At 66.2% G+C, this 22680-nt stretch carries 20 protein-coding genes; 5 read left to right on the plus strand and 15 right to left on the minus strand.

What is annotated here, in order from left to right; all coding sequences use genetic code 11:
* Positions 1-9: 9 nt before the first annotated feature.
* From E0T84_RS02270 to fadD3, 5 genes are read right to left on the minus strand one after another with little or no spacing between them, the layout of a single operon-like run.
* Complete coding sequence (locus E0T84_RS02270) at positions 10-1161, minus strand: pyridoxal phosphate-dependent aminotransferase (RefSeq protein ID WP_371725681.1); 1152 nt, start codon at positions 1159-1161, stop codon at positions 10-12.
* Between the two features lie 35 nt (positions 1162-1196).
* Positions 1197-2132, minus strand: coding sequence for an acyl-CoA dehydrogenase family protein (locus E0T84_RS02275; RefSeq protein ID WP_138743641.1), 936 nt, complete (start codon positions 2130-2132; stop codon positions 1197-1199).
* Positions 2129-3085 (minus strand): acyl-CoA dehydrogenase family protein, encoded by a 957-nt coding sequence (locus E0T84_RS02280; protein ID WP_138743642.1) that lies wholly within the window; start codon positions 3083-3085, stop codon positions 2129-2131. The genes E0T84_RS02275 and E0T84_RS02280 overlap by 4 nt, the downstream gene beginning before the upstream one ends.
* Positions 3082-4224 (minus strand): acyl-CoA dehydrogenase family protein, encoded by a 1143-nt coding sequence (locus E0T84_RS02285; RefSeq protein ID WP_138743643.1) that lies wholly within the window; start codon positions 4222-4224, stop codon positions 3082-3084. The genes E0T84_RS02280 and E0T84_RS02285 overlap by 4 nt, the downstream gene beginning before the upstream one ends.
* Positions 4215-5795 carry a 3-((3aS,4S,7aS)-7a-methyl-1,5-dioxo-octahydro-1H-inden-4-yl)propanoate--CoA ligase FadD3 gene (gene fadD3, locus E0T84_RS02290; protein ID WP_138743644.1) on the minus strand — a complete coding sequence of 527 codons (1581 nt, stop codon included), beginning with the start codon at positions 5793-5795 and terminating at the stop codon, positions 4215-4217. The genes E0T84_RS02285 and fadD3 overlap by 10 nt, the downstream gene beginning before the upstream one ends.
* Before the next feature lie 47 nt (positions 5796-5842).
* Between fadD3 and ipdE1 the strand changes: the two genes are divergently transcribed.
* The 4 genes from ipdE1 to fadA6 all read left to right on the plus strand — a co-directional run bounded on the left by ipdE1 (position 5843) and on the right by fadA6 (position 10066).
* A complete protein-coding gene (gene ipdE1 / locus E0T84_RS02295; RefSeq protein WP_138743645.1) occupies positions 5843-6991 on the plus strand; it encodes an acyl-CoA dehydrogenase IpdE1 in 1149 nt (382 codons plus the stop codon).
* Complete coding sequence (ipdF, locus tag E0T84_RS02300) at positions 6991-7779, plus strand: (5R,7aS)-5-hydroxy-7a-methyl-1-oxo-2,3,5,6,7,7a-hexahydro-1H-indene-carboxyl-CoA reductase (RefSeq protein WP_110765097.1); 789 nt, start codon at positions 6991-6993, stop codon at positions 7777-7779. The genes ipdE1 and ipdF overlap by 1 nt, the downstream gene beginning before the upstream one ends.
* A gap of 515 nt (positions 7780-8294) precedes the next feature.
* Positions 8295-8918: a TetR family transcriptional regulator KstR2 gene (kstR2, locus tag E0T84_RS02305; protein ID WP_070946710.1), complete on the plus strand. Its 624-nt coding sequence runs from the start codon at positions 8295-8297 to the stop codon at positions 8916-8918.
* Positions 8918-10066, plus strand: a complete 1149-nt coding sequence (gene fadA6, locus E0T84_RS02310) for a steroid 3-ketoacyl-CoA thiolase FadA6 (protein WP_070187821.1) — start codon at positions 8918-8920, stop codon at positions 10064-10066. The genes kstR2 and fadA6 overlap by 1 nt, the downstream gene beginning before the upstream one ends.
* 86 nt (positions 10067-10152) lie before the next feature.
* On the opposite strand, the gene narI is transcribed toward fadA6, so the two are convergent.
* From narI to echA20, 10 genes are all read right to left on the minus strand, one after another.
* Entirely contained in the window at positions 10153-10896 is a 744-nt protein-coding gene (narI, locus tag E0T84_RS02315; RefSeq protein WP_070187822.1) for a respiratory nitrate reductase subunit gamma, read from the minus strand.
* 25 nt (positions 10897-10921) lie between these two features.
* A complete protein-coding gene (narJ, locus tag E0T84_RS02320; protein WP_138743646.1) occupies positions 10922-11605 on the minus strand; it encodes a nitrate reductase molybdenum cofactor assembly chaperone in 684 nt (227 codons plus the stop codon).
* The gene (gene narH, locus E0T84_RS02325) at positions 11602-13197 is read right to left on the minus strand and encodes a nitrate reductase subunit beta (RefSeq protein ID WP_138743647.1); all 1596 of its coding nucleotides are present in this window, start codon (positions 13195-13197) and stop codon (positions 11602-11604) included. Before narH ends, narJ begins: the two co-directional genes overlap by 4 nt.
* A 44-nt stretch (positions 13198-13241) precedes the next feature.
* Positions 13242-16916 (minus strand): nitrate reductase subunit alpha, encoded by a 3675-nt coding sequence (locus E0T84_RS02330; protein WP_249383545.1) that lies wholly within the window; start codon positions 16914-16916, stop codon positions 13242-13244.
* A gap of 413 nt (positions 16917-17329) precedes the next feature.
* Positions 17330-18010, minus strand: a complete 681-nt coding sequence (locus E0T84_RS02335) for a bifunctional 2-polyprenyl-6-hydroxyphenol methylase/3-demethylubiquinol 3-O-methyltransferase UbiG (protein WP_138743648.1) — start codon at positions 18008-18010, stop codon at positions 17330-17332.
* 33 nt (positions 18011-18043) lie between these two features.
* Positions 18044-18169, minus strand: a complete 126-nt coding sequence (locus E0T84_RS32560) for a hypothetical protein (RefSeq protein WP_255742076.1) — start codon at positions 18167-18169, stop codon at positions 18044-18046.
* 202 nt (positions 18170-18371) lie between these two features.
* Positions 18372-19442 carry a (3aS,4S,5R,7aS)-5-hydroxy-7a-methyl-1-oxo-octahydro-1H-indene-4-carboxyl-CoA dehydrogenase gene (gene ipdC, locus E0T84_RS02340; protein ID WP_070187826.1) on the minus strand — a complete coding sequence of 357 codons (1071 nt, stop codon included), beginning with the start codon at positions 19440-19442 and terminating at the stop codon, positions 18372-18374.
* Between the two features lie 3 nt (positions 19443-19445).
* Positions 19446-20195: a cholesterol ring-cleaving hydrolase subunit IpdB gene (ipdB, locus tag E0T84_RS02345; RefSeq protein ID WP_138743649.1), complete on the minus strand. Its 750-nt coding sequence runs from the start codon at positions 20193-20195 to the stop codon at positions 19446-19448.
* Entirely contained in the window at positions 20192-21079 is an 888-nt protein-coding gene (ipdA, locus tag E0T84_RS02350; RefSeq protein WP_138743650.1) for a cholesterol ring-cleaving hydrolase subunit IpdA, read from the minus strand. Before ipdA ends, ipdB begins: the two co-directional genes overlap by 4 nt.
* Positions 21076-21831, minus strand: coding sequence for a (7aS)-7a-methyl-1,5-dioxo-2,3,5,6,7,7a-hexahydro-1H-indene-carboxyl-CoA hydrolase (gene echA20 / locus E0T84_RS02355; protein WP_055117843.1), 756 nt, complete (start codon positions 21829-21831; stop codon positions 21076-21078). Before echA20 ends, ipdA begins: the two co-directional genes overlap by 4 nt.
* Before the next feature lie 59 nt (positions 21832-21890).
* Between echA20 and E0T84_RS02360 the strand changes: the two genes are divergently transcribed.
* Positions 21891-22673: an SDR family oxidoreductase gene (locus E0T84_RS02360; protein ID WP_138743651.1), complete on the plus strand. Its 783-nt coding sequence runs from the start codon at positions 21891-21893 to the stop codon at positions 22671-22673.
* Positions 22674-22680 lie beyond the last annotated feature (7 nt).

Consider the following 22680-nt stretch of genomic DNA (forward strand, 5'->3'; position numbering starts at 1 on the left):
GGAGTCGATCTACCGCAACCAGGCACCGATGCGGCGCAACGCCTCTTCGATGTCACTGGTCGGCCCGGCGAACGACAGCCGTACATAGGAGTTTCCGTGCACGGTGTCGAAGTCGATGCCGGGAGCGATGGCCACACCGGTGTCGGCCAACAGCTTCGAGCACCAGGCCAATGAGTCATCCGTGTACTGGCTGACATCGGCGTACACGTAGAAAGCGCCGTCGGTCGGAGCCAGCCGGTCGATGCCGATGCCGCGCAGCCCGTCGAGCAGCAGCGTGCGGTTGTCGGCGTAATGCGACAGCAGCCCGTCGGCCTCGGCAAGGGATTCCGGGGTGAACGCGGCCACCGCGGCGTGCTGGGCCAACGCGGGCGGGCAGATGGTGAAGTTTCCGGTGAGCCGGTCCACCGCGCGCTGCAACCCGGTGGGCACCAGCAGCCAGCCCAGCCGCCATCCGGTCATCGCGAAATACTTCGAGAAGCTGTTGACCACCACGGCATTCCGCGAGGTCTCCCAGGCGCAGCTGGTTTCGGGGGCGCCGGGGTAGACCAGGCCGTGGTAGACCTCGTCGCTGATCAGCCGCACGCCCGCGGTGTCGCACCAGCGCGCGATCGCGGCCAGCTCGGCGGGCGGGATGACGGTGCCGGTCGGGTTGGCCGGGCTGGCGACGATCACGCCGGCCACCGGGGGATCCAGCGCGTCGAGCATGGCGACAGTCGGCTGGAACCGGGTCTCGGGGCCGCAGGGGATCTCGACCACCTCACAGCCCAGCGCGCTGAGGATGTTGCGGTAGCAGGGATAACCCGGGCTGGCGATCGCCACCCGGTCGCCGACGTCGAAACAGGCCAGGAAGGTCAGCAGGAATCCACCCGAGGATCCGGTGGTGAGCACCACCTCGTCGACACCGACCTCCACGCCATACTTCCGGTACGACGCGGCGATCTCGGCGCGCAACTCAGGGAGGCCGAGCGCGACGGTGTAGCCGAGCGAGCCCTGGTTGAGCGCGGCGACGGCGGCCTCCCGCACCGCCGTGGGTGCCCCGGCACTGGGCTGCCCGGCCGAGAGGTTGACCAGGTCGCCGTGCGTGCGCTGGCGTTCGGCCGCGGCCAGCCACACGTCCATGACGTGAAAGGGCGGAATTCCCGCTCGCAGTGCGACGTCCATCAAAGCCACGTTAGAACACCACGGCGGCGAGCCGCCTAGAAGACCTGAGCTTCGAGCCGGCGAAGATGCTCGCGCGGCGGACCGAGCAGCTGCGCACTGCCGTGGGCACGCTTGAAGTACAGCTGGATGTCGCTCTCCCAGGTGATCGCGATACCGCCGTGCAGCTGGATGGCTTCGGCGGTTACCGCGGACAGCGCCTCGCTGGCGAAGTAGCGGGCCAGCGAGGCCGACGTGGGAGACGGATCGGTGATGGCGTCATTGACCACGGCACGGGCGGCAGACACCTTGACGTACAAGTCGGCCATCCGGTGCTTGAGCGCCTGGAAGCTGCCGATCGCGCGGCCGAACTGCACCCGGTCTTTGGTGTAGGCGACGGTGAGGTCGAGGCAGCGCGACGCGGCGCCGATCTGCTCGGCGGCCATCAGCAGGGCAGCAGTGTCGGCCAGGCCGGGGTCGGCGCCCAGGACGGTCGTGTCGCCCGGGATCACCGCGGACAGCCGGCGGGTGAGGTCCATGGTCGATTTGGGTGTGGCGGTGAACGTGGTCCACCGGGCCAGGTTCTCGCCGTCGGTGCCGATGACGACATCGGCTACATCACCGTTGATGACGTAGTCGGCGTCAAAAGCGACCGTGCCGATGGCTGTGCCATCGGCCAGACCTTCGAGCGGCTCGTGGTCGCCCACGGCCAGCAGGGCGAGTTCGGCCAGGGTGGTGCCCAGCAGGGGAGTGGGTACCAGGGCCTTGCCAAGCTCTTCGAGAACCACTGCGGCATCGGCGAGTTCGCCTCCGGCCCCGCCGAGTTCCTCCGGGACCACCAGGGCGGCGGCGCCGACCTGCTCGCACAGCAGGCCCCACAGCTTCTCGTCGTAGCCGCGCTTGGATTCCATCGCGGCGCGGACCGCCTCGGGGGAGGCATGCTTGTCCACGAGCGCGGCGACGGTTTCGCGCAACAGTTGCCGTTCTTCACTCACGACAGGGCCTCCAGCAGTCGACGACGGTGTGCGTTGGGGTCGCCCCAGGCACTGCGCAACGCCTGCACGCGCAGCAGCGACAGGGACAAGTCGTGTTCCTGGGTGAACCCGATAGCGCCGTGGGTCTGCAGCGCCGAGCGGGCGGCCAGCAGCGCGGCATCGGCGGCGGCCACCTTGGCGGCGCTGACGTCGCGGGCGGTATCGGGCGAGCCCTCGCCCAGTGACAGCGCCGCGCCGTACACCAGCGGGCGGGCCAACTCGACGGCGATGTGCACATCGGCGAGCTTGTGCTTGATGGCCTGGTACGAGCCGATGATCCGGCCGAACTGGGTGCGCTGCTTGGCGTATTCGACGGAATGGCCCAGCATGGCCTGGCCGGCGCCGACCAGTTGGGCGGCAGTGGCCAGGACACCGAACTCGTAGGCGCGTGCGGTATCAGCGGCCTGCGTGTCGCCGGATGCGGTGATGTCGAACAGCTTTCGGGCCGGGTCGACGGAATCGTGGGCGGCACCCGCGGTGGCATCGCCGACCTGGCCGTCGGCGGCCAGCAGCGTCAGTCCGGCGAAGTCGGCGTTGACGGCCCGTGGTGCCTGGGGCGGCATGGCGACGGTGGCGATCAGTTCACCGGAGGCCAGCGCTCCCGAACGCTCGTCGTTCGAAAGCAGAATCGGGGCAACGGCGATGGATTCGGTGACCGGGCCGGGCACCGCCCAGTAACCCAGCCGCTCCAGTGCGACCACCAGGTCGACCGGGCTGGCGTCGATGCCGTCGTACTTCTCCGGCACCAGCAGCGCCGTGACGCCGAGGTCGGTCAGCTGTGCCCACACCTTGCGGCCCGGCCCGGTGTCGCCCTCGCCCCAGGCTCGCACCGCAGCCGGGACATCGGCGGCGCTCAGTGCCGCGTCGATGCTGGCCGCAAAGTCCCGTTGCTGTTCGTCGATCTCGAAATTCACTTTGGCTTCCCTCCAGATTCGCGCGGTAGGCCAAGCAGTCTTTCCGCAATGATGTTGCGTTGGATCTCGTTGGTGCCGGCGTAGATCGGGCCGCCGAGCGCGAACAGCAGGCCTTCGGTCCAGTGATCGACCAGTTCGGCCTCGGGACCCTGCATGTCCAGTGCAGTTTGGTGCAAGGCGACGTCCAGGTCGGACCAGAACACCTTGGTCACCGAGGACTCCGCGCCCAGCTCGCCACCGTTGGCGAGCCGGGTGACGGTGCCGAAGGTGTGCAGCCGGTAGGCCTGGGCCTTGATCCAGGTGTCGGCGACGCGGTCGGTGAAGACCGGATCCGGGTTGGACTTCCACTGTGCGACAAGCCGTTCCGCAGGTGCCAGGAACCGGGCCGGGCTGCGCAGCGACATGCCGCGTTCGTTGCTCGACGTGCTCATCGCCGCGCGCCAGCCTTCGTGCACAGCGCCGATCACGTCGTTGTCCGGCACGAACACGTCGTCGAGGAAGATCTCGCCGAAGCCGGTGTCCCCGCCGAGCTGGGCGATCGGGCGCACGGTGATGCCGGGAGCCTTGAGGTCGAACATGAAGTAGGTCAGACCCTTGTGGCGCTGCGCCTCCGGGTCGGAACGGAACAAGCCGAAGCCCCGCTCACCGAACGGTGCACGGGAGCTCCAGATCTTCTGCCCGTTGAGCTTCCAGCCGCCGTCGACTTTGGTGGCCGTCGAGCGCAGCGAGGCCAGGTCGCTCCCCGACTCGGGCTCGGACCAGGCTTGTGCCCAGATCTCCTCGCCGCTGGCCATTTTCGGCAGTACCCGCTGCAGTTGTTCTTCGGTGCCGTGCGCGAACAGTGTCGGCGCCAGCATCGCGGTGCCGTTGGCGCTGGCCCGCCCGGGTGCGCCGGCGTGGAAGTACTCCTCCTCGAACACCACCCACTGCAGCAGCGTGGCGTCGCGGCCGCCATATTCTTTAGGCCAGGCGATCACCGACAGGCCGGCGTCGAAAAGCACCTTGTCCCAGCGACGGTGCTGCTCGAACCCCTCCAGGGTGTCGTACGACTTGGTCGGGAAGTGTTCCCGGTTGGCCGCCAGGAAGTCGCGGACCTCGGCCCGAAAGGCCTCGGTCTCGTCGTCGAATGTCAGGTCCATTGCACCCCTTCTCGGGTCCCTCTGCTGCGCAGCACCGGTTTGATCACCTTGCCGCCCGGGTTTCGCGGCAGCACATCCAGAAACTCAACTGATCGCGGCACCTTGAAGTTCGCCAGATGCTCGCGGGTGTGGGCTATTACGTCGGCCTCGTCGAGCGTCACGCCGGGCTTGAGCACCACATAGGCCTTGCCGACCTCGCCGAGCCGCTCGTCGGGAACGCCGATCACCGCGGATTCGACCACCCCGTCCAACCGGGCCAGCACCTGTTCGATCTCGGCCGGGTACACGTTGAACCCGCCGCAGATGAACATGTCCTTGAGACGGTCGGTGATGGTCAGGTTGCCGCGGGCGTCGAGCGTCCCGATGTCGCCGGTGTGCAGCCAGCCGCCGGCGTCGATGGCCTCCGCGGTGGCCTCGGGATCGTCGAGGTAGCCGAGCATGACGTTGGGTCCACGTAGCAGAACTTCGCCCGAATCATCCAGGCGCAGTTCGAAATCGGCGATCGGACGGCCGCACGTCGTGGCCACGGTCACCGCGTCGTCGTCGGCACTGCACATGGTGCCGAAGCCGGCGGCTTCGGTCAGCCCGTATGCGGTCAGCACGATGTCGATGTCGAGCTCGGACTGCATCCGCTCGATCAGGACCACCGGGACGACGGCGGCACCGGTCACCGAGAAGCGCAGCGAGGACAGGTCGTAATCGGCACGCCCGGGATGGTCCAGCAGGGTCTGGAAGATGGTCGGCGGACCGGGGAGGACGGTGATGCGCTGTTCGGCAATCGTTTTCAGCACCTGCTCGGGCTTGAACGTGAGCACCGGGTACAGCGTGGCGCCAGTCTGCAGGCAGGCCAGGATGCCGGCCTTGTAGCCGAAGTTGTGGAAGAACGGGTTGATGCACAGGTAGCGGTCGGTGCTGGTGACCTGGCCGCACTCGGCCCAGGCCGCCGATCCGTCGAGGGACTGGCGGTGTGCGCACCGCACGCCCTTGCTGCGTCCGGTGGTGCCGGAGGTGAACAGGATGTCGGAGACGTCGTCGGGCATCACCGCCGCGGCACGTGCGTCGACCGCCTCCAGGTCGGTCCCCCGGGAGACGAACTCGTCCCACGACACGACGGAGTCTTTGTCCTGGACTTCAACGGGCACCCGCACGATGTCGCGCAGTGCCGGCAGTGCGTCGCGATCCAGTTCGGACGCGCGATCCGAGCCGAGAAATTCGCCCGCGGCAATCAGCAGCGGAGCTTCGGTGCGGGCCAGGATGTCGGTGGCCTCGCTGGCGGTGTAGCGGGTGTTCAGCGGCACCATCTGGGCCCCGGCGTAGTGGGTGGCCAGGCAGGCCACCACCCAGTGCCAGGTGTTCGGTGACCAGATCGCCACCCGGTCGCCGGGTTGGACGCCGAGTGCGATCATCGCCGCCGCAGCTTGGCGTACGTGCGCGCGCAGCTCCGAATAGGTCAGCCTCTGGACTCCGGCCGAATTGCCGGCTTCGCCGGCGGTCACCAGGGCGTCATGGTCGGAAAACTGCACGGCAACCCGGTCCAGCACCGCTGGCACGGTGCGGCGATCGCTCGTCATCGATGCTCCCTTAACAAAGCAAGTGCTTGGTAGGTTAGCCTACAGGGGTGATAGAGGTCCAGGAGTTCCGGGCCGAGGTCCGGCAGTGGCTCGCAGACAATCTCGTTGGCGAATTCGCAGCGCTCAAGGGCCTGGGTGGACCGGGGCGTGAACACGAAGCCTTCGAAGAGCGACGGGCGTGGAATCAGCATCTGGCCGCGGCGGGATTGACCTGCCTCGGCTGGCCGGTGGAGCATGGCGGCCGCGGGCTGTCGGTCGCGCACCGCGTCGCCTTCTACGAGGAGTACGCCCGCGCCAACGCGCCCGACAAGGTCAACCACCTGGGCGAGGAACTGCTCGGGCCGACGCTCATCGAGTACGGCACCCCCGAACAGCAGAAGCGGTTCCTGCCGAAGATCCTGGACGTCACCGAGCTGTGGAGCCAGGGTTACTCCGAGCCCAACGCCGGCAGTGACCTGGCCAATGTGGCGACGACGGCCGAACTGGTCGGCGACGAATGGGTGATCAACGGTCAGAAGGTGTGGACGTCACTGGCTCACTGGGCGCAGTGGTGCTTCGTGGTCGCGCGCACCGAGAAGGGCTCCAAGCGGCACGCCGGCCTGTCCTATCTGCTGGTGCCGCTGGATCAGCCGGGCGTCGAGATCCGCCCGATCATCCAGCTGACCGGGGACTCCGAGTTCAACGAGGTGTTCTTCGACGACGCTCGCACCGAGGCGTCGCTCGTGGTCGGTCAGCCCGGTGACGGCTGGCGCGTGGCGATGGGCACGCTGACCTTCGAGCGCGGGGTGTCCACGCTGGGTCAGCAGATCCGCTACGCCCGTGAGCACTCCAATCTCGTCGAGCTGGCCAAGCGCACCGGCGCGGCCGACGACCCCCTGATCCGCCAAAAGCTGACCGAGTCGTGGACCGGCTTGCAGGCCATGCGGTCCTACGCCCTGGCCACCATGGATGTCGAGCAGCCGGGCCAGGACAATGTGTCGAAGCTGTTGTGGGCCAACTGGCACCGCGAGCTCGGCGAGATCGCCATGGACGTGCAGGGCACGGCCGGGCTGACGCTGGAAGACGGCGAGTTCGACGAGTGGCAGCGGCTCTACCTGTTCTCGCGTTCGGACACCATCTACGGCGGGTCCAACGAAATCCAGCGCAACATCATCGCCGAGCGAGTGCTCGGTCTACCCCGAGAGGCAAAGGGCTGATGGATCTTTCAGTTGCTCCGAACGAGGTTGAGGGACACGGCCTGCTGAAGGGCAAGGTGGTCCTGGTGACCGCCGCCGCCGGAACCGGCATCGGCTCGTCCACCGCACGCCGCGCCCTGCTCGAGGGTGCCAACGTCGTGGTGTCCGACTACCACGAGCGGCGCCTGAACGAGACCCGCGACCAGCTGGCCGAACTCGGCCTGGGCCGGGTCGAGGCCGTGGTCTGCGACGTCACCTCCACTGAGGCGGTCGACGCGCTCATCGCCCGGTCGGTCGAGACGATGGGCCGCCTGGACGTTCTGGTGAACAACGCCGGCCTGGGTGGCGAGACGCCGCTGGTCGACATGACCGACGACGAATGGGACCGCGTCCTCAACGTCACGCTGAACTCGGTCATGCGGGCCACCCGCGCCGCCCTGCGGTACTTCCGTGATGTCGAGCACGGCGGGGTGATCGTGAACAACGCCAGTGTTCTCGGCTGGCGCGCACAGCACTCGCAGTCGCACTACGCTGCGGCCAAGGCCGGTGTGATGGCGCTGACCCGGTGCAGCGCAATCGAAGCCGTCGAGTTCGGGGTGCGAATCAACGCTGTGTCGCCGAGCATCGCGCGGCACAAGTTCCTGGAGCGCTCGGCCGATGCCGCGCTGCTGGACCGGCTGTCCTCGGATGAGGCGTTCGGCCGCGCGGCCGAGCCGTGGGAGATCGCCACCACGATCGCCTACCTGGCCAGCGACTACTCGAGCTATCTGACCGGCGAGGTCATCTCGGTTTCGAGTCAGCGGGCCTGAGGCCACACGAGTCACAGTTTCGGGTGGCATGTCTGACATGCCCGCCTGTTAGCGACAATCGAGCGACAATCGCCTCACTGGCAACACCTGCGCCGCCCGACGCATTGTCGCTGGTCACTTTCAGCTGTCCAGTACCGTGGGTCACATCAGCCTCAGTGGTTTAGTGCCCACTTACCAGCGACTCTGTCGCGCGTAGGTGGGCAGCCTGAAATCTGTTGCACACGCGACTGATTGGGCCTGAGTGACGCATGTATCGATCGTGCCTGCGACGGAAGTTGTCGATGCGACCTATGTGGCGACTGTCGCTGAGTTGTCGCTCGTAGGCGGGCACTTCGGCACCCGGCCGCGAAGCCGGTGCCATTGAGGCGGGTGTGACTCTTGTGCTCGAGCCCAAGTTGCGTGCAAGCGAAGCCGGGCTCCCTCTGATGGCGGCCGGGGCGGCAACCGTCGTTCTCATCGCGGCCGCATCGAGCCCGAACGTGACCTAGCAAGCGCTTGGTTGCTATGCTGTGTCGATGGAGCCGGAGACCGCCGCCCAGCCGGCAAGCAGACGCGACGAGCTTCTCGATCTTGCCGCGAGGATGTTTGCCGAACGCGGCCTGAAGGCGACGACGGTCCGCGACATCGCCGACTCTGCTGGAATCCTCTCGGGCAGCCTGTACCACCACTTCAAGTCCAAAGAGCAGATGGTCGAGGAAGTGCTCAAGGACTTCCTGGACTGGCTGTTCGCGCGCTACCAGGAGATCCTCGACCGCGAGACCACGCCGTTGGGCCGGTTGACCGGACTGTTCATGACGTCGTTCGAGGCGATCGAGCACCGGCATGCGCAGGTCGTCATCTACCAGGACGAGGCCAAGCGGCTCTCGTCGATCCCTCAGTTCGGCTTCGTCGACGAGCGCAACCGCGAACAGCGCAAGATGTGGGTGGACATCCTGCAGCAGGGGATCTCCGACGGCTCGTTCCGGCAGGACATCGACGTCGACCTGGTGTACCGGTTCATTCGCGACACCACCTGGGTTTCGGTCCGCTGGTATCAACCGGGCGGACCGCTTTCGGCCGAAGAGGTCGGCCGGCAATACCTCGCCATCGTCCTCGGCGGAATCACCGCCGGGAACGCCACTGTCAAAGGAGACCAGTAATGCCTGAGGCATACATCGTCGACGCCGTGCGTACGCCGGTCGGAAAGAAGAACGGCTCGCTGGCCGAGGTGCACCCGATCGATCTCGGCGTGCACGCGTTCCGCGCCATCTTCGACCGCAACGATGTCGACCCGGGTGCGGTTGACGACGTCATCGTCGGTTGCGTCGACGCGATCGGTGGCCAGGCCGGAAACATCGGTCGGCTGACCTGGCTGGCCGCCGGCTATCCCGAAGCCGTCCCCGGCGTCACCGTCGACCGGCAGTGCGGCTCCAGCCAGCAGGCCATCTCCTTCGGCGCCCAGGCCATCATGTCCGGCACGGCGGACCTGATCCTCGCCGGCGGTATGCAGAACATGAGCTGGATCCCGATCTCCTCGGCCATGGTGGTCGGCAAGGAATTCGGATTCACCTCGCCCACAAACGAATCCAAGAACTGGCTGCACCGCTACGGCGATCAGGAGATCTCTCAGTTCCGTGGCTCGGAAATGATCGCCGAGAAGTGGGACATCTCCCGTGCGGAGATGGAGGAGTTCGCCTACAACAGCCACCAGCGGGCGTTCGCGGCGATCCGCAACGGGCACTTCGACAACGAGATCGTCCCGGTGGGTGACTTCGGTGTCGACGAGGGACCACGTGAGTCGACGCTGGAGAAGCTGGCCTCGCTCAAGCCCTTGGTCGAGGGTGGTCGCCTGACTGCCGCGCTGGCCAGCCAGATCTCTGACGGCGCGGCGGCGGTGCTGCTGGCTTCGGAGGAAGCGGTCAACAAGTACAACCTGAAGCCCCGCGCCCGCATCCACCACATCAGCGCCCGCGGCGACGACCCGGTGATGATGCTGACCGGCCCGATCCCGGCCACCCAGTACGCGCTGGAGAAGACCGGCCTGACGATCGACGACATCGACACCGTCGAGATCAACGAAGCCTTCGCACCGGTGGTGCTGGCCTGGCTCAAGGAGACCAAGGCCGATCCGGCCAAGGTCAACCCGAGCGGCGGCGCCATCGCACTGGGTCACCCGCTGGGTGCCACCGGAGCCAAGCTCTTCACGACCATGCTCAACACCCTCGAGCGCACCGGCGGCCGCTACGGCCTGCAGACCATGTGTGAGGGCGGCGGCACCGCCAACGTCACGATCATCGAGCGCCTCTAGATTTCCCCGCGAGACTTCCTCCCTCGAGCAGACACAGAACTGCCCTTCGGAAGAGGGGCAGTTCTGTGTCTGCTTACCGGGTTACGTCACACCCAACGGCTGCGTGGAGGCGGCGCTTGCGGTGTCACCCACGCCTTCGCGTAGCGGTTTTTCCCGGTCTGCTGCGGGTCGCGGCTGCGGTAGATCACAAACGGGCGTACCAGATAGCCGATCGGTGCGCTGAACATGTGCACCAGCCGGGTGTAGGGCCACACCCCGAGCAGGGCGAGCACGATCAGTACATGCGCCTGAAAAGTCCACGGCGATTCGGCCATCAGCTGTGGCGCCGGATGCAGGGTGAACAAGCTGCGGAACCACGGCGACACCGTCTCGCGGTAGTTGTACGTGGAGAACACGTTGGTGAGGGTGTTCAGCATCCCGGTCGCCAGCGCCCCGACCAGAAGCAGGTACATCACCTTGTCGTTGAGTGTGGTCGCTGTTCGCACCTCGGGTACGGTGACCCGGCGGTAGAGCAGGATGGCTATCCCGGCGATGACGGCGATGCCGGCCAGCGACCCCATGCTCACCGACATCAGGTGGTAGACGTGTTCGGAAACGCCGACCGCTGAAGTCCACGACTGCGGAATCAGCAGGCCCACGACGTGTCCGGCCAGCACACCGAGGATGCCGAAATGGAACAGCGGGCTGCCCAATCGCAGCAGCCGGCTTTCGTAGATCTGGGAAGACCTTGTGGTCCAACCGAACTGATCCGCCCGGTAACGCCAGATGTGCCCAAGGACGAACGACGTGAAGGCGATGTAGGGCAGTGTCATCCACAGCACGTTGCTCATTGGCATTCTCTCTTCGCGCAAGCGCTCATCGGCGAGTTCCTCCCGAAGCCATCGGATCCAACGCGAACGGATCGAGACCGACATCCTCATCGGGCGGCCCCTCGGCGGCGAGCTGCGCGATGCGGCGGCGGTCAGCACTGTTGACCGGGGGCAACGTGACCAGGATCGCGGCCAACAGGCCGGTGTAGTAGGAACCGTTGTCCTCCAGGGACAGCCGAAGTAGTTCGAGCACCGGGACATGTTCGGCCAGCAAGCGTTCGCCTTGGGCATGATCGACGGTCGCCGCGAACTCGAGCACCATGGGCAGGTAGTCGGGCAGTTCCGAACTGCCCAGGTCCCCGTCGGCGATCCCGGCCTGACGGTAGGCGTGCTTGAACCGCAGCAGGGCCATTCCGCGTTTGCGAGTGTCGCCGTATGCGTAGTAGGTGAGGTGCAGGCTGCTGCGCCGTTGCATGTCGAACGTCTCGACGTAGTTCGACGCACGCCGCATCGGGTCCGTCTCGCCGAACCGGTTCAGGAACTCCGTCAGCGGCGCACATGCCGCGTCCGGCAGTTCCGCGGTGGCAGCGCCAAGTTGGTCTACGAGGCCGGCTGTCTCGGCTGTCGGGTAGTCGAGCAGCAGCGCGGTCATACGCCACACCAGCCGCTGCTGGCGTTCGGACAGGGCAGATCCCGTTCCGGTTCTGCGGCCGCGGGTGAGTAACTTCATGTGGTCGGCAACAACCCGTCTGTGCTCCGGCCGTCCCAGTTGAGCAGGTTGACCCGGGACGGATCGCCCTGCGGGACAGCATCGTTGGTGTGGGTCAGATGGAACTTGTCCACCATGGTGTCGAACGCGGTCATTCCCGGCCCGCCGTCACCATCCAGGCTGCAACCGGTGGCCAGTGCGTCGAGGCGGTGGGCATCGGACCCGGCCCCGGTGGGGATGACGTAGCGATCCTGGTATTTGGCGATCGCCAGCAGCCGGTACATCGACTCGATCTCGTTGCCGCTCAAGCGCACTGATTCCGGGATGGTCTCGTCGAACTCCTCACCGAGGTTCGCCGCCCGCATGTAGGCCCGCATGGCCGCAAGTCGTTGCAGCGCCGCCCGGACCGGGCCGACCTCACCGGCGGTGAACAATTCGGCGAGGTACTCGACCGGGATGCGCAGCGTGTCGATCGCGCCGAACAGGTTGTTCTTGTTCTCGCCGTCGTGACCGGTCTCCTTGAGGATGTCCACCACCGGGGACAGCGGTGGCACGTACCACACCATCGGCATGGTCCGGTATTCCGGATGCAGCGGCAGCGCCACCTGGTAGTCGACGATCAGCCGGTACACCGGCGAATTCTGTGCCGCCTCGATCCATTCCGGGGAGATACCGGCCCGTTCGGCTTCGGCGACGACGCGCGGATCGTGCGGGTTGAGGAACACCCCGAGCTGTGACGGGTAGAGGTCCTTGTCGTCTTTGACCGAGGCCGCCTCCAGCACCGCATCGGCGTCGTAGAGCATCACACCGATATAGCGGAGCCGCCCGACGCAGGTCTCCGAACACACCGTGGGGATGCCGACCTCGACGCGCGGGTAACAGAACGTGCATTTCTCGGCCTTGCCGGTCTTGTGGTTGAAGTAGATCTTCTTGTAGGGGCATCCGGTGACGCACTGCCGCCACCCTCTGCACTTGTCCTGGTCGACCAGCACGATGCCGTCTTCGGAGCGCTTGTAGATCGCGCCCGACGGGCACGCGGCGGCGCAGGCCGGGTTGAGGCAGTGCTCGCAGATGCGCGGCAGGTAGAACATGAATGTCTGCTCGAACTCGAGCTTGACCTTGTCCGAGATTTCAGCCACTTTGGCCAGCACCGGATCCCGGCCGACCTGCTCCGGACCGCCACCCAGGTCGTCGTCCCAGTTGGCGCCCCAGGTCACCTTGGTGTCCCGCCCGGTGATCAAGGACTTGGGCCGCGCCACCGGAGTGGTGTCCATGGCCGGCGCCGACAGCAGGTTCTCGTAGTCGTAGGTCCACGGATCGTAGTAGTCCGACACCGTGGGCAGGTCCGGGTTGGCGAAGATGTTGAGCAACCGCTTGAAGCGAGAGCCGGACTTGAGGGTGAGCTTGCCGCGCTTGTTCAGCGTCCAGCCGCCCTTCCACTTCTCCTGATCCTGGTACTGCCGTGGGTACCCTTGTCCGGGACGGGTTTCCACGTTGTTGAACCACACGTATTCCACACCGCTGCGGTTGGTCCAGGCCTGCTTGCAGGTGACGCTGCAGGTGTGGCAGCCGATGCACTTGTCGAGGTTCATCACCATCGCGAGCTGCGCCATTATCCTCATTGGTCCACCCCGCAAGCTTCGTGTCCGGTCATCGTCTAGTACTCCACTTCCTGCGAGCGACGACGAATCGTGGTGACTTCATCGCGTTGGTTTCCGGTGGGCCCGTGGTAGTTCAGGGCGAAGGACTGCTGCGCGTACCCACCGATCAGATGGGTGGGCTTGATCATGATCCGGGTCAGCGCGTTGTGGATGCCGCCGCGTTTGCCGTTCTTTTCGGTGCGCGGCACGTCGACCGCCTTGTCCTGGGCGTGGTACATGAACACCAGGCCTTCGGGCATGCGGTGGCTGACGATGGCGCGGGCATTCACCACGCCGTTGCGGTTGGTGCACTCGATCCAGTCGTTGTCCTTGACCCCGATCTTGGCGGCGTCCACGTCCGACATCCAGATGCACTGACCACCGCGGGACAGGGTGAGCATGTACAGGTTGTCCTGGTAGGCAGAGTGAATCGACCACTTCGAGTGCGGGGTGAGATACCGCACGGTGATCCCGCCGCTCATGTCTCCGACGGCCGGTTCGTTGAACAGTGCAGTCATGTCCAGCGGTGGCCGGAACGTGGGCAGCTGCTCGCCGAGCTCACTCATCCAGTCGTGGTCGAGATAGAAGTGCTGACGCCCGGTCAGCGTGTGCCACGGCTTGAGTCGCTCGGTGTTGATCGTGAAGGGGGAGTAACGCCGGCCGCCGGTCTCCGAACCGGACCATTCCGGTGAGGTGTTGACCGGGACCGGCCGGGCCTGCGTGTCGGCGAACGTGATCCGCTTTCCCTCGCTCTCCTTGGCCAGATCGACCAGCTCGGTTCCGGTGCGACGTTCCAGCGCTTCGAAGCCTTCGACGGCCAGCCGACCGTTCGTGGTGCCGGACAACGCGAGGATGGCCTCGGCGGCGTGGGTGTCCTTGGCCAATGACGGGCGCCCGACCGCGACGCCGCTGACCACTGCGCCATTGACGCCGCGCAGATATTCGACCTCGGCCTCGGGGTGGGTGGTCACGCCCTTGGTGGTGAGGCCGACGGTTTCGACCATTGGTCCCAGCGCGGCCATCTTCTCGGCGATCGCCGGGTAGTCGCGGTCCACCATGACCAGCCGCGGCATGGTCTTGCCCGGAATCGGCTCGCATTCACCGGCTTTCCAGTCCAGCACGTGACCGCCGGGCTGCGCGGTGGCATCGGCGCTGTCGTGCTGCAGCGGCATCGCCACAATGTCCTTGCGCTTGCCCAGGTGTTTTTCGGCCAGCCACGAGAAGCCGCGGGCGATGCGGTGGAACGCCTCGAAATCGGTCTTCGTCTCCCACGGCGGTGAGATGGCCGGCGAGAACGCGTGCACGAACGGGTGCATGTCGGTGCTGGACAAGTCGTGCTTCTCGTACCAGGTGGCCGCGGGCAGCACGATGTCGGAGAACAGGGTCGTGCTGGTGTTGCGGAAATCCAGGGACAGAAGGAGATCCAGCTTGCCGGCGGGCGCCTCGTCGCGCCAGCGAACCTCTTGGGGCCGAATGCCGTCCTCGTCGCGGGCGGCGACTGCGGAGTCGGTGCCGAGCAGGTGTTTGAGGAAGTATTCGTTGCCTTTGGCCGAGGAGCCCAGCAGATTCGACCGCCATACCGTCAGACAGCGGGGAAAGTTCTCCGGAGCGTCAGGGTCTTCACAGGCGAACTGCAAATGGCCCGACTTCAGCCCGTCCACCACGTATTCTGCGGCGTCCTTGCCCATCCGGGCGGCTTCGTCGGCCAGATCCAGCGGATTGCGATTGAACGTGGGGTAACTCGGCATCCAGCCGAGCCGGCTGGCCAGGGCGATGTTGTCGGCGGCGGTGCGTCCCGAGAACTTGCCCTCGGCCAAGGGGGAGGCCATCACCTCCGAGGTGAACGGGTCATAGCGCCATTGATCGGTCGCCAGGTACCAGAACACCGTGCCCTGCATCTGTCGTGGGGGCCGCTGCCAGTCCAGGCCGAACGCCAGTGTGGACCAACCGGTCACCGGCCGGCACTTCTCCTGGCCGACGTAGTGCGCCCAGCCGCCGCCGTTGACGCCCTGGCAGCCGGTGAGCATGACCAGCGTGAGAAACGACCGGTAGATCTGGTCGGAATGGAACCAATGGTTGGTGCCCGCGCCCATGAGGATCATCGAGCGGCCCTTGGAACGTTCGGCGTTGTCGGCGAATTCGCGGGCGATGCGCTCGGCGGCCTGGGCGGGAACGCCGGTGATCTCTTCCTGCCACGCGGGGGTGTAGGGCTCGGACGCGTCGTCGTAGCCTGTCGGCCACTGCCCGGGCAGCCCGTCGCGACCCACCCCATATTGCGCCATCATCAGGTCGAACACCGTTGTCACGCGGTGTCCGGCAATGGTTTTGGTGGGCACGCCGCGTTCCAGGACGCCGGGCTTGTCGCTGTCGAACCGGGGGAGCGCCACGGCAGCGGTGTCGTCATGGTTGCCGAGCAGGGTCAGCATGGGGTGGACACCGTGAAGGTCCAGGTTCCAGTGGCCTTCGCCGGAAGCGGTGAATCGGTGGCCGAGTGAGCCGTTCGGCACCACGGGTCGCCCGGCCTGGTCCAGCAGGACTGTTTTCGATTCGGCGGCTTCGGTGTCGGCATACTCACCGCCCAGATCGGCTGCGGTGAGGAACTTTCCGGGCAGCATCCGCCCATCGCGTTCGGTGAGGGTGACCAGGAACGGCAGATCGGTGTACTTCTTGACGTATTCGGTGAAGTACGGCGTCTGCTTCTCGACGAAGAACTCCTTGAGGATGACGTGGCCCATCGCCATGGCGAGCGCGGCATCGGTACCGGGGCGGGCCGGCAGCCATTCGTCGGCGAACTTGGTGTTGTCGGCGTAATCCGGTGACACCACGACCACCTTCTGGCCGCGGTACCGGGCCTCGGTCATGTAGTGCGCGTCCGGGGTTCGGGTGACCGGGACGTTGGAGCCCCACATGATCAGGTAGCCCGCATCGAACCAGTCGGCCGACTCGGGCACGTCGGTCTGATCCCCGAACACCTGCGGCGACGCCACCGGCAGGTCGGCATACCAGTCGTAGAACGACAGCATCGACCCACCGAGCAGCGAGATGAACCGGGCTCCCACGGCGTGGCTGACCATCGACATCGCCGGGATCGGTGAGAAGCCGGCCACGCGGTCCGGCCCGTACTTCTTGACGGTGTGGACGTGGGCGGCGGCCGCGATCTCGGCGGCCTCCCACCATTCGGCGCGGACGAATCCGCCCTTGCCGCGGGCCGATTTGTACCGCTTCGATTTCTCCGGATCCTCGACGATGTCGGCCCAGGCCAGTACGGGGTCCTTCAAGCGTTCCTTGGCCTCGCGGTAGTACTCCAGCAGAATCCCGCGCACGTACGGATAGCGAACGCGGGCAGGCGAATACGTGTACCAGGAGAACGAGGCACCGCGGGGGCACCCGCGCGGCTCGTACTCGGGCTTGTCGGCGCCGACCGACGGATAGTCGGTCTGCTGCGACTCCCAGGTGATCACACCGTCCTTGACATAGATCTTCCAGGAGCAGGATCCGGTGCAGTTCACGCCGTGGGTCGACCGCACCACTTTGTCGTGCGCCCAGCGGTCCCGATAGAACTCGTCAGCCGAGCGGCCGCCGATCTTGTGCAGAGTGCGCTGATCGTCGGAGATCTCACCGCGGTGGAAGTACCTACCCAGCCGCAGCAAAGCATCGGCAGGTGGTGTACCGCCTGCATGTGAATCGACCACGATCCGTCCCTCCCAGCTGTTGACTTCTGAGCGTAAGGGCGTCGCGGAGGCCGTCAAAAGAACGCACCAGGGGGTGCGCACCGGTGTGAAATTGCGTTAACGCACAAGTTATTTCGCGGGAACGCGGTAGTCATACAGCGATTGGCGAGGGCCACCGCAATTGCGGGTGTCACCTGCGATTACGGCAGAAATTTCGGCCGGTTCCGAGTTTGGGGGAGCATCGGGATCGCACCGGGCGTGCCCGGGCAGGGCGCGATGATTTTTCACCCCGGTAACAATGCATCCGTCGGACGCTCCGGCCGTGACACGTCGATGGTTCACCGACTTCCCGGCGGCCTTCCTGGCCGGGAAGCAACGGGACGAACCCGATCGCCGTTGGACCGTGGTGACCTAGGCGGCAAACATATCGACGGTCAGGGACGGGCGGGATTCGTCCAGCTGATGGTGTGGCGGAACGCCAGGCGACGGCGCATCTGGGCGCCCGGCATGACGCCTTGGACGAGCGCATGCAGCTGATCGAAGCTGAGCTGCGGATCGCGAACCGGAAACGGCGGTGCCACAGCACCGCCGGACACCGGGCGTGGATGCTTGATCAAGCCGATGAGCGGGTTGGTCGCCGCCGAGGCGAAATCCCATGCGGTATCCCGGATCGACACCGGGGCCGCCAGGCCGACAACCAGGAACCGCCCGCCGGGGGCCAGGAGTCTCTTGACGTCCAGCAGCGCCTGTTCGGCGTCGAGGTGGTGCAGCACCGCCACCATCGTGATCAGGTCGACGGTTCCGTCGACGAGCTGGCCCAGTTGGCTGTCGTCGATGGTGACGTTGGCCAGGCCGGCGCATCGTCGGCTCGCAGCGGCACGCATGGCCGCGTCGGCGTCTGTGCCGATGACGTGGGTGAACTGAGCAGCCAGTCGTGCCACCAAACCGCCCTGCCCGCACCCGACGTCGATCGCCGTCCGGCGCTGTGCGGGCAGGTTGGCCAGGATCCAACCGTGGAAATGGTCGTTGTGACTCCACGGGTGCCTGCTGTTGAAGGCGTGCAGGCCGTCGGCGACCCGCCTGACCACCGGATGCCCGACGAGGCGGATGTCCATGCACCCACTGTGCCGGGCCGCGCGTGCCGGCAGCTACTGAGCAGCGGCCGGACGGCGACGGCGCCAGCCCGAGATCGCCCGCGCGGTGGAGGTGGCGGCCGGGATCAGTACCGGGAACAGGCCGATGAAGAACAGGGAGAAGAAGCCGAGGACAGACATGCAGGACTCACTTTCGTAGGCGGCTTTGGTTCGCAACTGCTCAAAGGGGTCGGCGTTGCGTTCGTGACCGAGATTACGAAGTGGGTCCGGCTGTGGCGATGGTCTCAACGGACGAAAAATCGGCCGCCGTATGTGCCGAGAAGACAAAATGGCCGGTTGCTGCGGTGCCGCCGGCTGGGCACTGCGCTGCTCCGGTGAGCAGCTACTGCACCAGGTCGGCGGCGGCTTTGAGGTGCGTGACGGCCTCGTCGACGATCGTTTCGACCAGTTCAGCGCAGGACGGCAGATCGCTGATGATCCCGGCCACCTGACCGGAGGCCAGCACACCGGCGTCGGTGTTGCCCTCGACCAGACCGGCCTTGAGCAGCATCGGGGTGTTGGCCGCCATCACCACCTGCGACCAGGTGAGCTCTTTGCCGTGCCGCATGGCCAGACCGTCTTTGACCATCGACAGCCACGTCATACCCGAGAGCTTCTTGAACTTCTGGGCATTGCCGACCGCCGCGGCGAAGCCACGTGCCCGCGAACCGCTCTCCAGCTTCTCCACCAGACCGGTGCGCAGCACCCGGTGCGGCATGCCGTCCACTCGGGTGGACACCACAGTGCCGTCCAGCGCGGCCTGCAGATAACGCTGCTTGACCGCATCGGGCACGGTGGAATCCGAGGTCAACAGGAACCGGGTTCCCATCGCCACGCCCGCCGCACCGTAGGACAGCGCGGCGGCCAGGCCGCGGCCGTCGAAGAAACCGCCCGCGGCGATCACCGGCATGCCGGTGTCCTTGACGGCGTCGAGCACCGAGGGCAGCAGCAGCGTGGTGGCGACCGGGCCGGTATGCCCGCCGCCCTCCCCGCCCTGCACGATCACCGCGTCGGCGCCCCATCCGGCCACCTTCTTGGCGTGCTTGGCCGCACCGACCGACGGGATCACCACGACCCCGGCGTCTTTCAGCTTGGCGATCAGCTCAGGCTTGGGAGCTAGAGCGAAGGAGGCGACTTTGACTCCTTCGCGGATCAGGAGGTCGACGCGCGCACCGGCATCTCCCGCGTCGGCACGCATGTTGATGCCGAAGGGTTTGTCGGTCGCGGCCTTGACCTTGGTGACGGCGGTCTGCAGTTCCTCGAGCGTCATCGTCGCCGATGCGAGGATGCCGAGCCCGCCGGCGTTGGAGGTTGCGGCGACCAGACGTGCACCGGCCACCCAGCCCATTCCGGTCTGCACGACGGGATGCTCGATACCGACCAGCTCGGTCAGCGGAGTTTTGAGCTTGCCCATTGTCTAGACCTTGACCTCTTTGTCGCGCAACGACTTCGGATCGATGACCTCACGCAGCAGCTTGAGCTCCTCGTCGGTGGCCAGCCGGGTGGTCTCGGCCTCCTGCAGGCCGTGTACCTCGAACGAGGTGTTGTCGGCCACCTGCTGAGCCTCGACGCCGGGGTGCAGCGACACCGCGCGCATCTGGTGGTCGGGGCCGTTGAAGTCGAACACGCCCAGGTTGGACACCACGCGGTAGATGTTGGCGAACCGGTAGGCGGGGTTGTCCGGATCCACCTTGTCCCAACCGATTCCGGAGACGATGTCCACCGACTCACAGAACACCCGCTTGGAGTGGTTGCCGACGAAGTAGCTGGTGGTGTGGTTGATGCTGTTGCCGGGTGCGCCGCGGACGCCGAACATCTGGCGGGTCGGGTGCTGGATCGGGCCGAACGCCGAAAGGTTCTGGTTGCCGTAGCGGTCGATCTGGTTGGCGCCCATCACCACGTGGCGCTTGCCCCAGGCCAGGGTCTCGAAGACGCGGTTGAACGGCATCCAGCCCTCGATGGTGAACGGGGCGCCGATCGCCGGGGTGTCGGCCAGGATCCGGGCCTCACCGTCGGTCAGCACGATGTCGGGGGAGAAGGTCAGCCGGGCCAGCCGGGCACCGATCTGGACGACGGTGGTCATCGGGCTGGCCATGATCTCGCCGGCGTCGCGGAACAGTTCGGCGCAGGCGACGGCGCACACCTCAGCGCGGGTCACGGCAATCACTTGGCGGCCTCCTGATCTTCCTTGAATTTCCGGACCGCGGCCTGGTAGTCGGCCTCGCCACCGGACAGGTACGTCTTGACGAACTCGGCCCAGGTCTCGTCGGAACCGGCGGCCTCTGCATAGTGGCGCTGGAACTTCTCGTCGCGCCGGTAATCGGGCTCGTTGGTGGTGAAGTGGGCGCCGTTCGGGGCCTCGACCACCGAGTCGACCATCATCCGGTTGATCAGCAGGGCCTGCGTCGGGACGGCCTTCACCAGTTCCTCGGTGGACACCACGCGCTCCACGGAAAGGATGCGCCGCGTAGCTGCCATTAGGAACAAGTCGTCGAAGTACGGGTCGATACCGGTGTAGGCCGCATTGCCCTGGGCATCACCGAGATTCATGTGCACGAAGGCGGCGTCGAGGTTCAGCGCGGGCATCGCGATGAGCTCCTCGTAGGCGCCGTCGGTCTCGTACGGAGACTTCACGGTCTTGAGCTCGTCGCCCCAGAACGTGCGGACGTCGCTACCGAGGCCGGCACGGATCGGCAGGAACGGCAGCCGCTGGGCCGCGGCTTGCAGGCCGCAGCGCAGCATGCCTTCGTCCATCTCGCGGGCCTCGATCGCGCCACTGGTGCGGGCCTTGGCGAACCACGGGTCGTAGAACGGCGGTGAGTCCAGCGACACGAAGCCGTAGTAGACGCGCTTGACCTTGCCGGCCGAGCACAACAGACCCAGGTCCGGGCCACCGTAGGTCACCACGGTCAGGTCTTTGACGTCGGTGCGCAGCAGGGCGCGGACGAAGGCCATCGGCTTGCGCCGTGAACCCCAGCCGCCGATGCCGATCGTCATGCCGCTTTCGATCGAGGCGACCGCCTCGTCGAGAGTTGTTCTCTTGTCTGTCATTTTGACCCCTTGTCAGTTCCGGCGAAGGCGTCGCGGTGCTCGTCGGACACGCCGGACAGGTTGAGCTCGAAGGTGAAGCCCTGCTCCATGCGGTATCGCGCGTTGACCGGCTGGACGTCGATGAAGTTCAGCGCTTCCTTGGCCGCCCGGATCACCCGGGTGTCCTTGCTGGCGATGTCGCGGGCGACGCGCAGCGCGGCCTCGTCGAGTTCCTCGCGCGGGACCACCTCGTGCACCGAACCGAAGTGGTGCAGAGTCTCGGCGGGAACGGTTGCGGCGGTGAAGAACAGCCTGCGCATCAGGTGCTGGGGGACCAGGCGGGACAGGTGGGTGGCGGCACCGAGCGCGCCGCGCTCCACCTCGGGCAGGCCGAACTTGGCGTCGTCGGAGGCCACGATCACGTCGGCGTTGCCGACGAGGCCGATGCCGCCTCCGACGCAGAAGCCGTTGACGGCGGCGACGACAGGGACCTCGCACTCGTAGACGGACTTGAACGCGTGGTAGCAGCCACGGTTGGCGTCGATGAGCGCGGTGAAGCCCTCGGTGTTCTGCATTTCCTTGATGTCCACACCGGCGTTGAAGCCACGGCCCTCGGCCCGCAGGATCACCACGTGGGTGCTGCGATCGCGGCCGGCCGCGGTGATGGCATCGCCGAGTTCGAACCAGCCGGCTGACGGGATGGCGTTGACGGGCGGGTAGTTGACGGTGACCGAGACGATGCCCGGTTCGACTGTCTTGGTGGTGATCGTCATCAATCCACTTCCTGAAGGGGTCGCTACCTAAGCAAGCACTTGCTTGGTACGCTAGCACAGTGACAGTTACGCCAGAAGCCGGCGCCATCAATTTGGGTTTGACCGGCAAGGTGGTCCTGGTGACCGGTGGAGTGCGCGGGGTCGGCGCTGGAATCAGCGGGGTTTTTGCCGGTCAGGGCGCCACCGTGGTGACCTGCGCGCGCCGTCCGGTCGAGGGGCTGCCCTACGAATTCCACAGCTGCGACATAAGGGATGACGACTCGGTGAAGTCGCTCATCGAAAGCATCGTCGAGAAGCACGGGCGCCTGGATGTGGTCGTCAACAACGCCGGTGGCTCACCGTACGTGCTCGCCGCCGACGCGTCGGCGAAGTTCAGCACCAAGATCATCGAACTCAACCTGATCGGTGCGCTGTCGGTGGCCACGCATGCCAATGCGGTGATGCAGAAGCAGGACTCTGGCGGTTCGATCGTCAACATCTCGAGCGTCAGTGGGCACCGGCCCACCCCCGGGACGGCTGCGTACGGAGCAGCGAAGGCCGGCATCGACAACCTCACCTCGACGCTGGCCGTCGAGTGGGCGCCGAAGGTGCGGGTGAACTCGGTGGTGGTCGGAATGGTCGAGACCGAGCAGTCCGAACTGTTCTACGGTGACGCCGACTCCATCGCCGCGATCTCCCGCAATGTTCCGCTCGGACGGTTGGCCAAGCCCGCCGATATCGGCTGGGCCACAGCATTTTTGTCGTCTGCGGCCGCGTCCTATATCAGCGGTGCATCGTTGGAAGTGCACGGTGGCGGGGAGCCGCCGCATTACCTGTCCACCACAACTGCCGACATCAAGTAACTCGAAA

The sequence above is a fragment of the Mycobacterium sp. DBP42 genome (genome assembly GCF_005924235.1).
Classification (GTDB): Bacteria; Actinomycetota; Actinomycetes; order Mycobacteriales; family Mycobacteriaceae; genus Mycobacterium; species Mycobacterium syngnathidarum.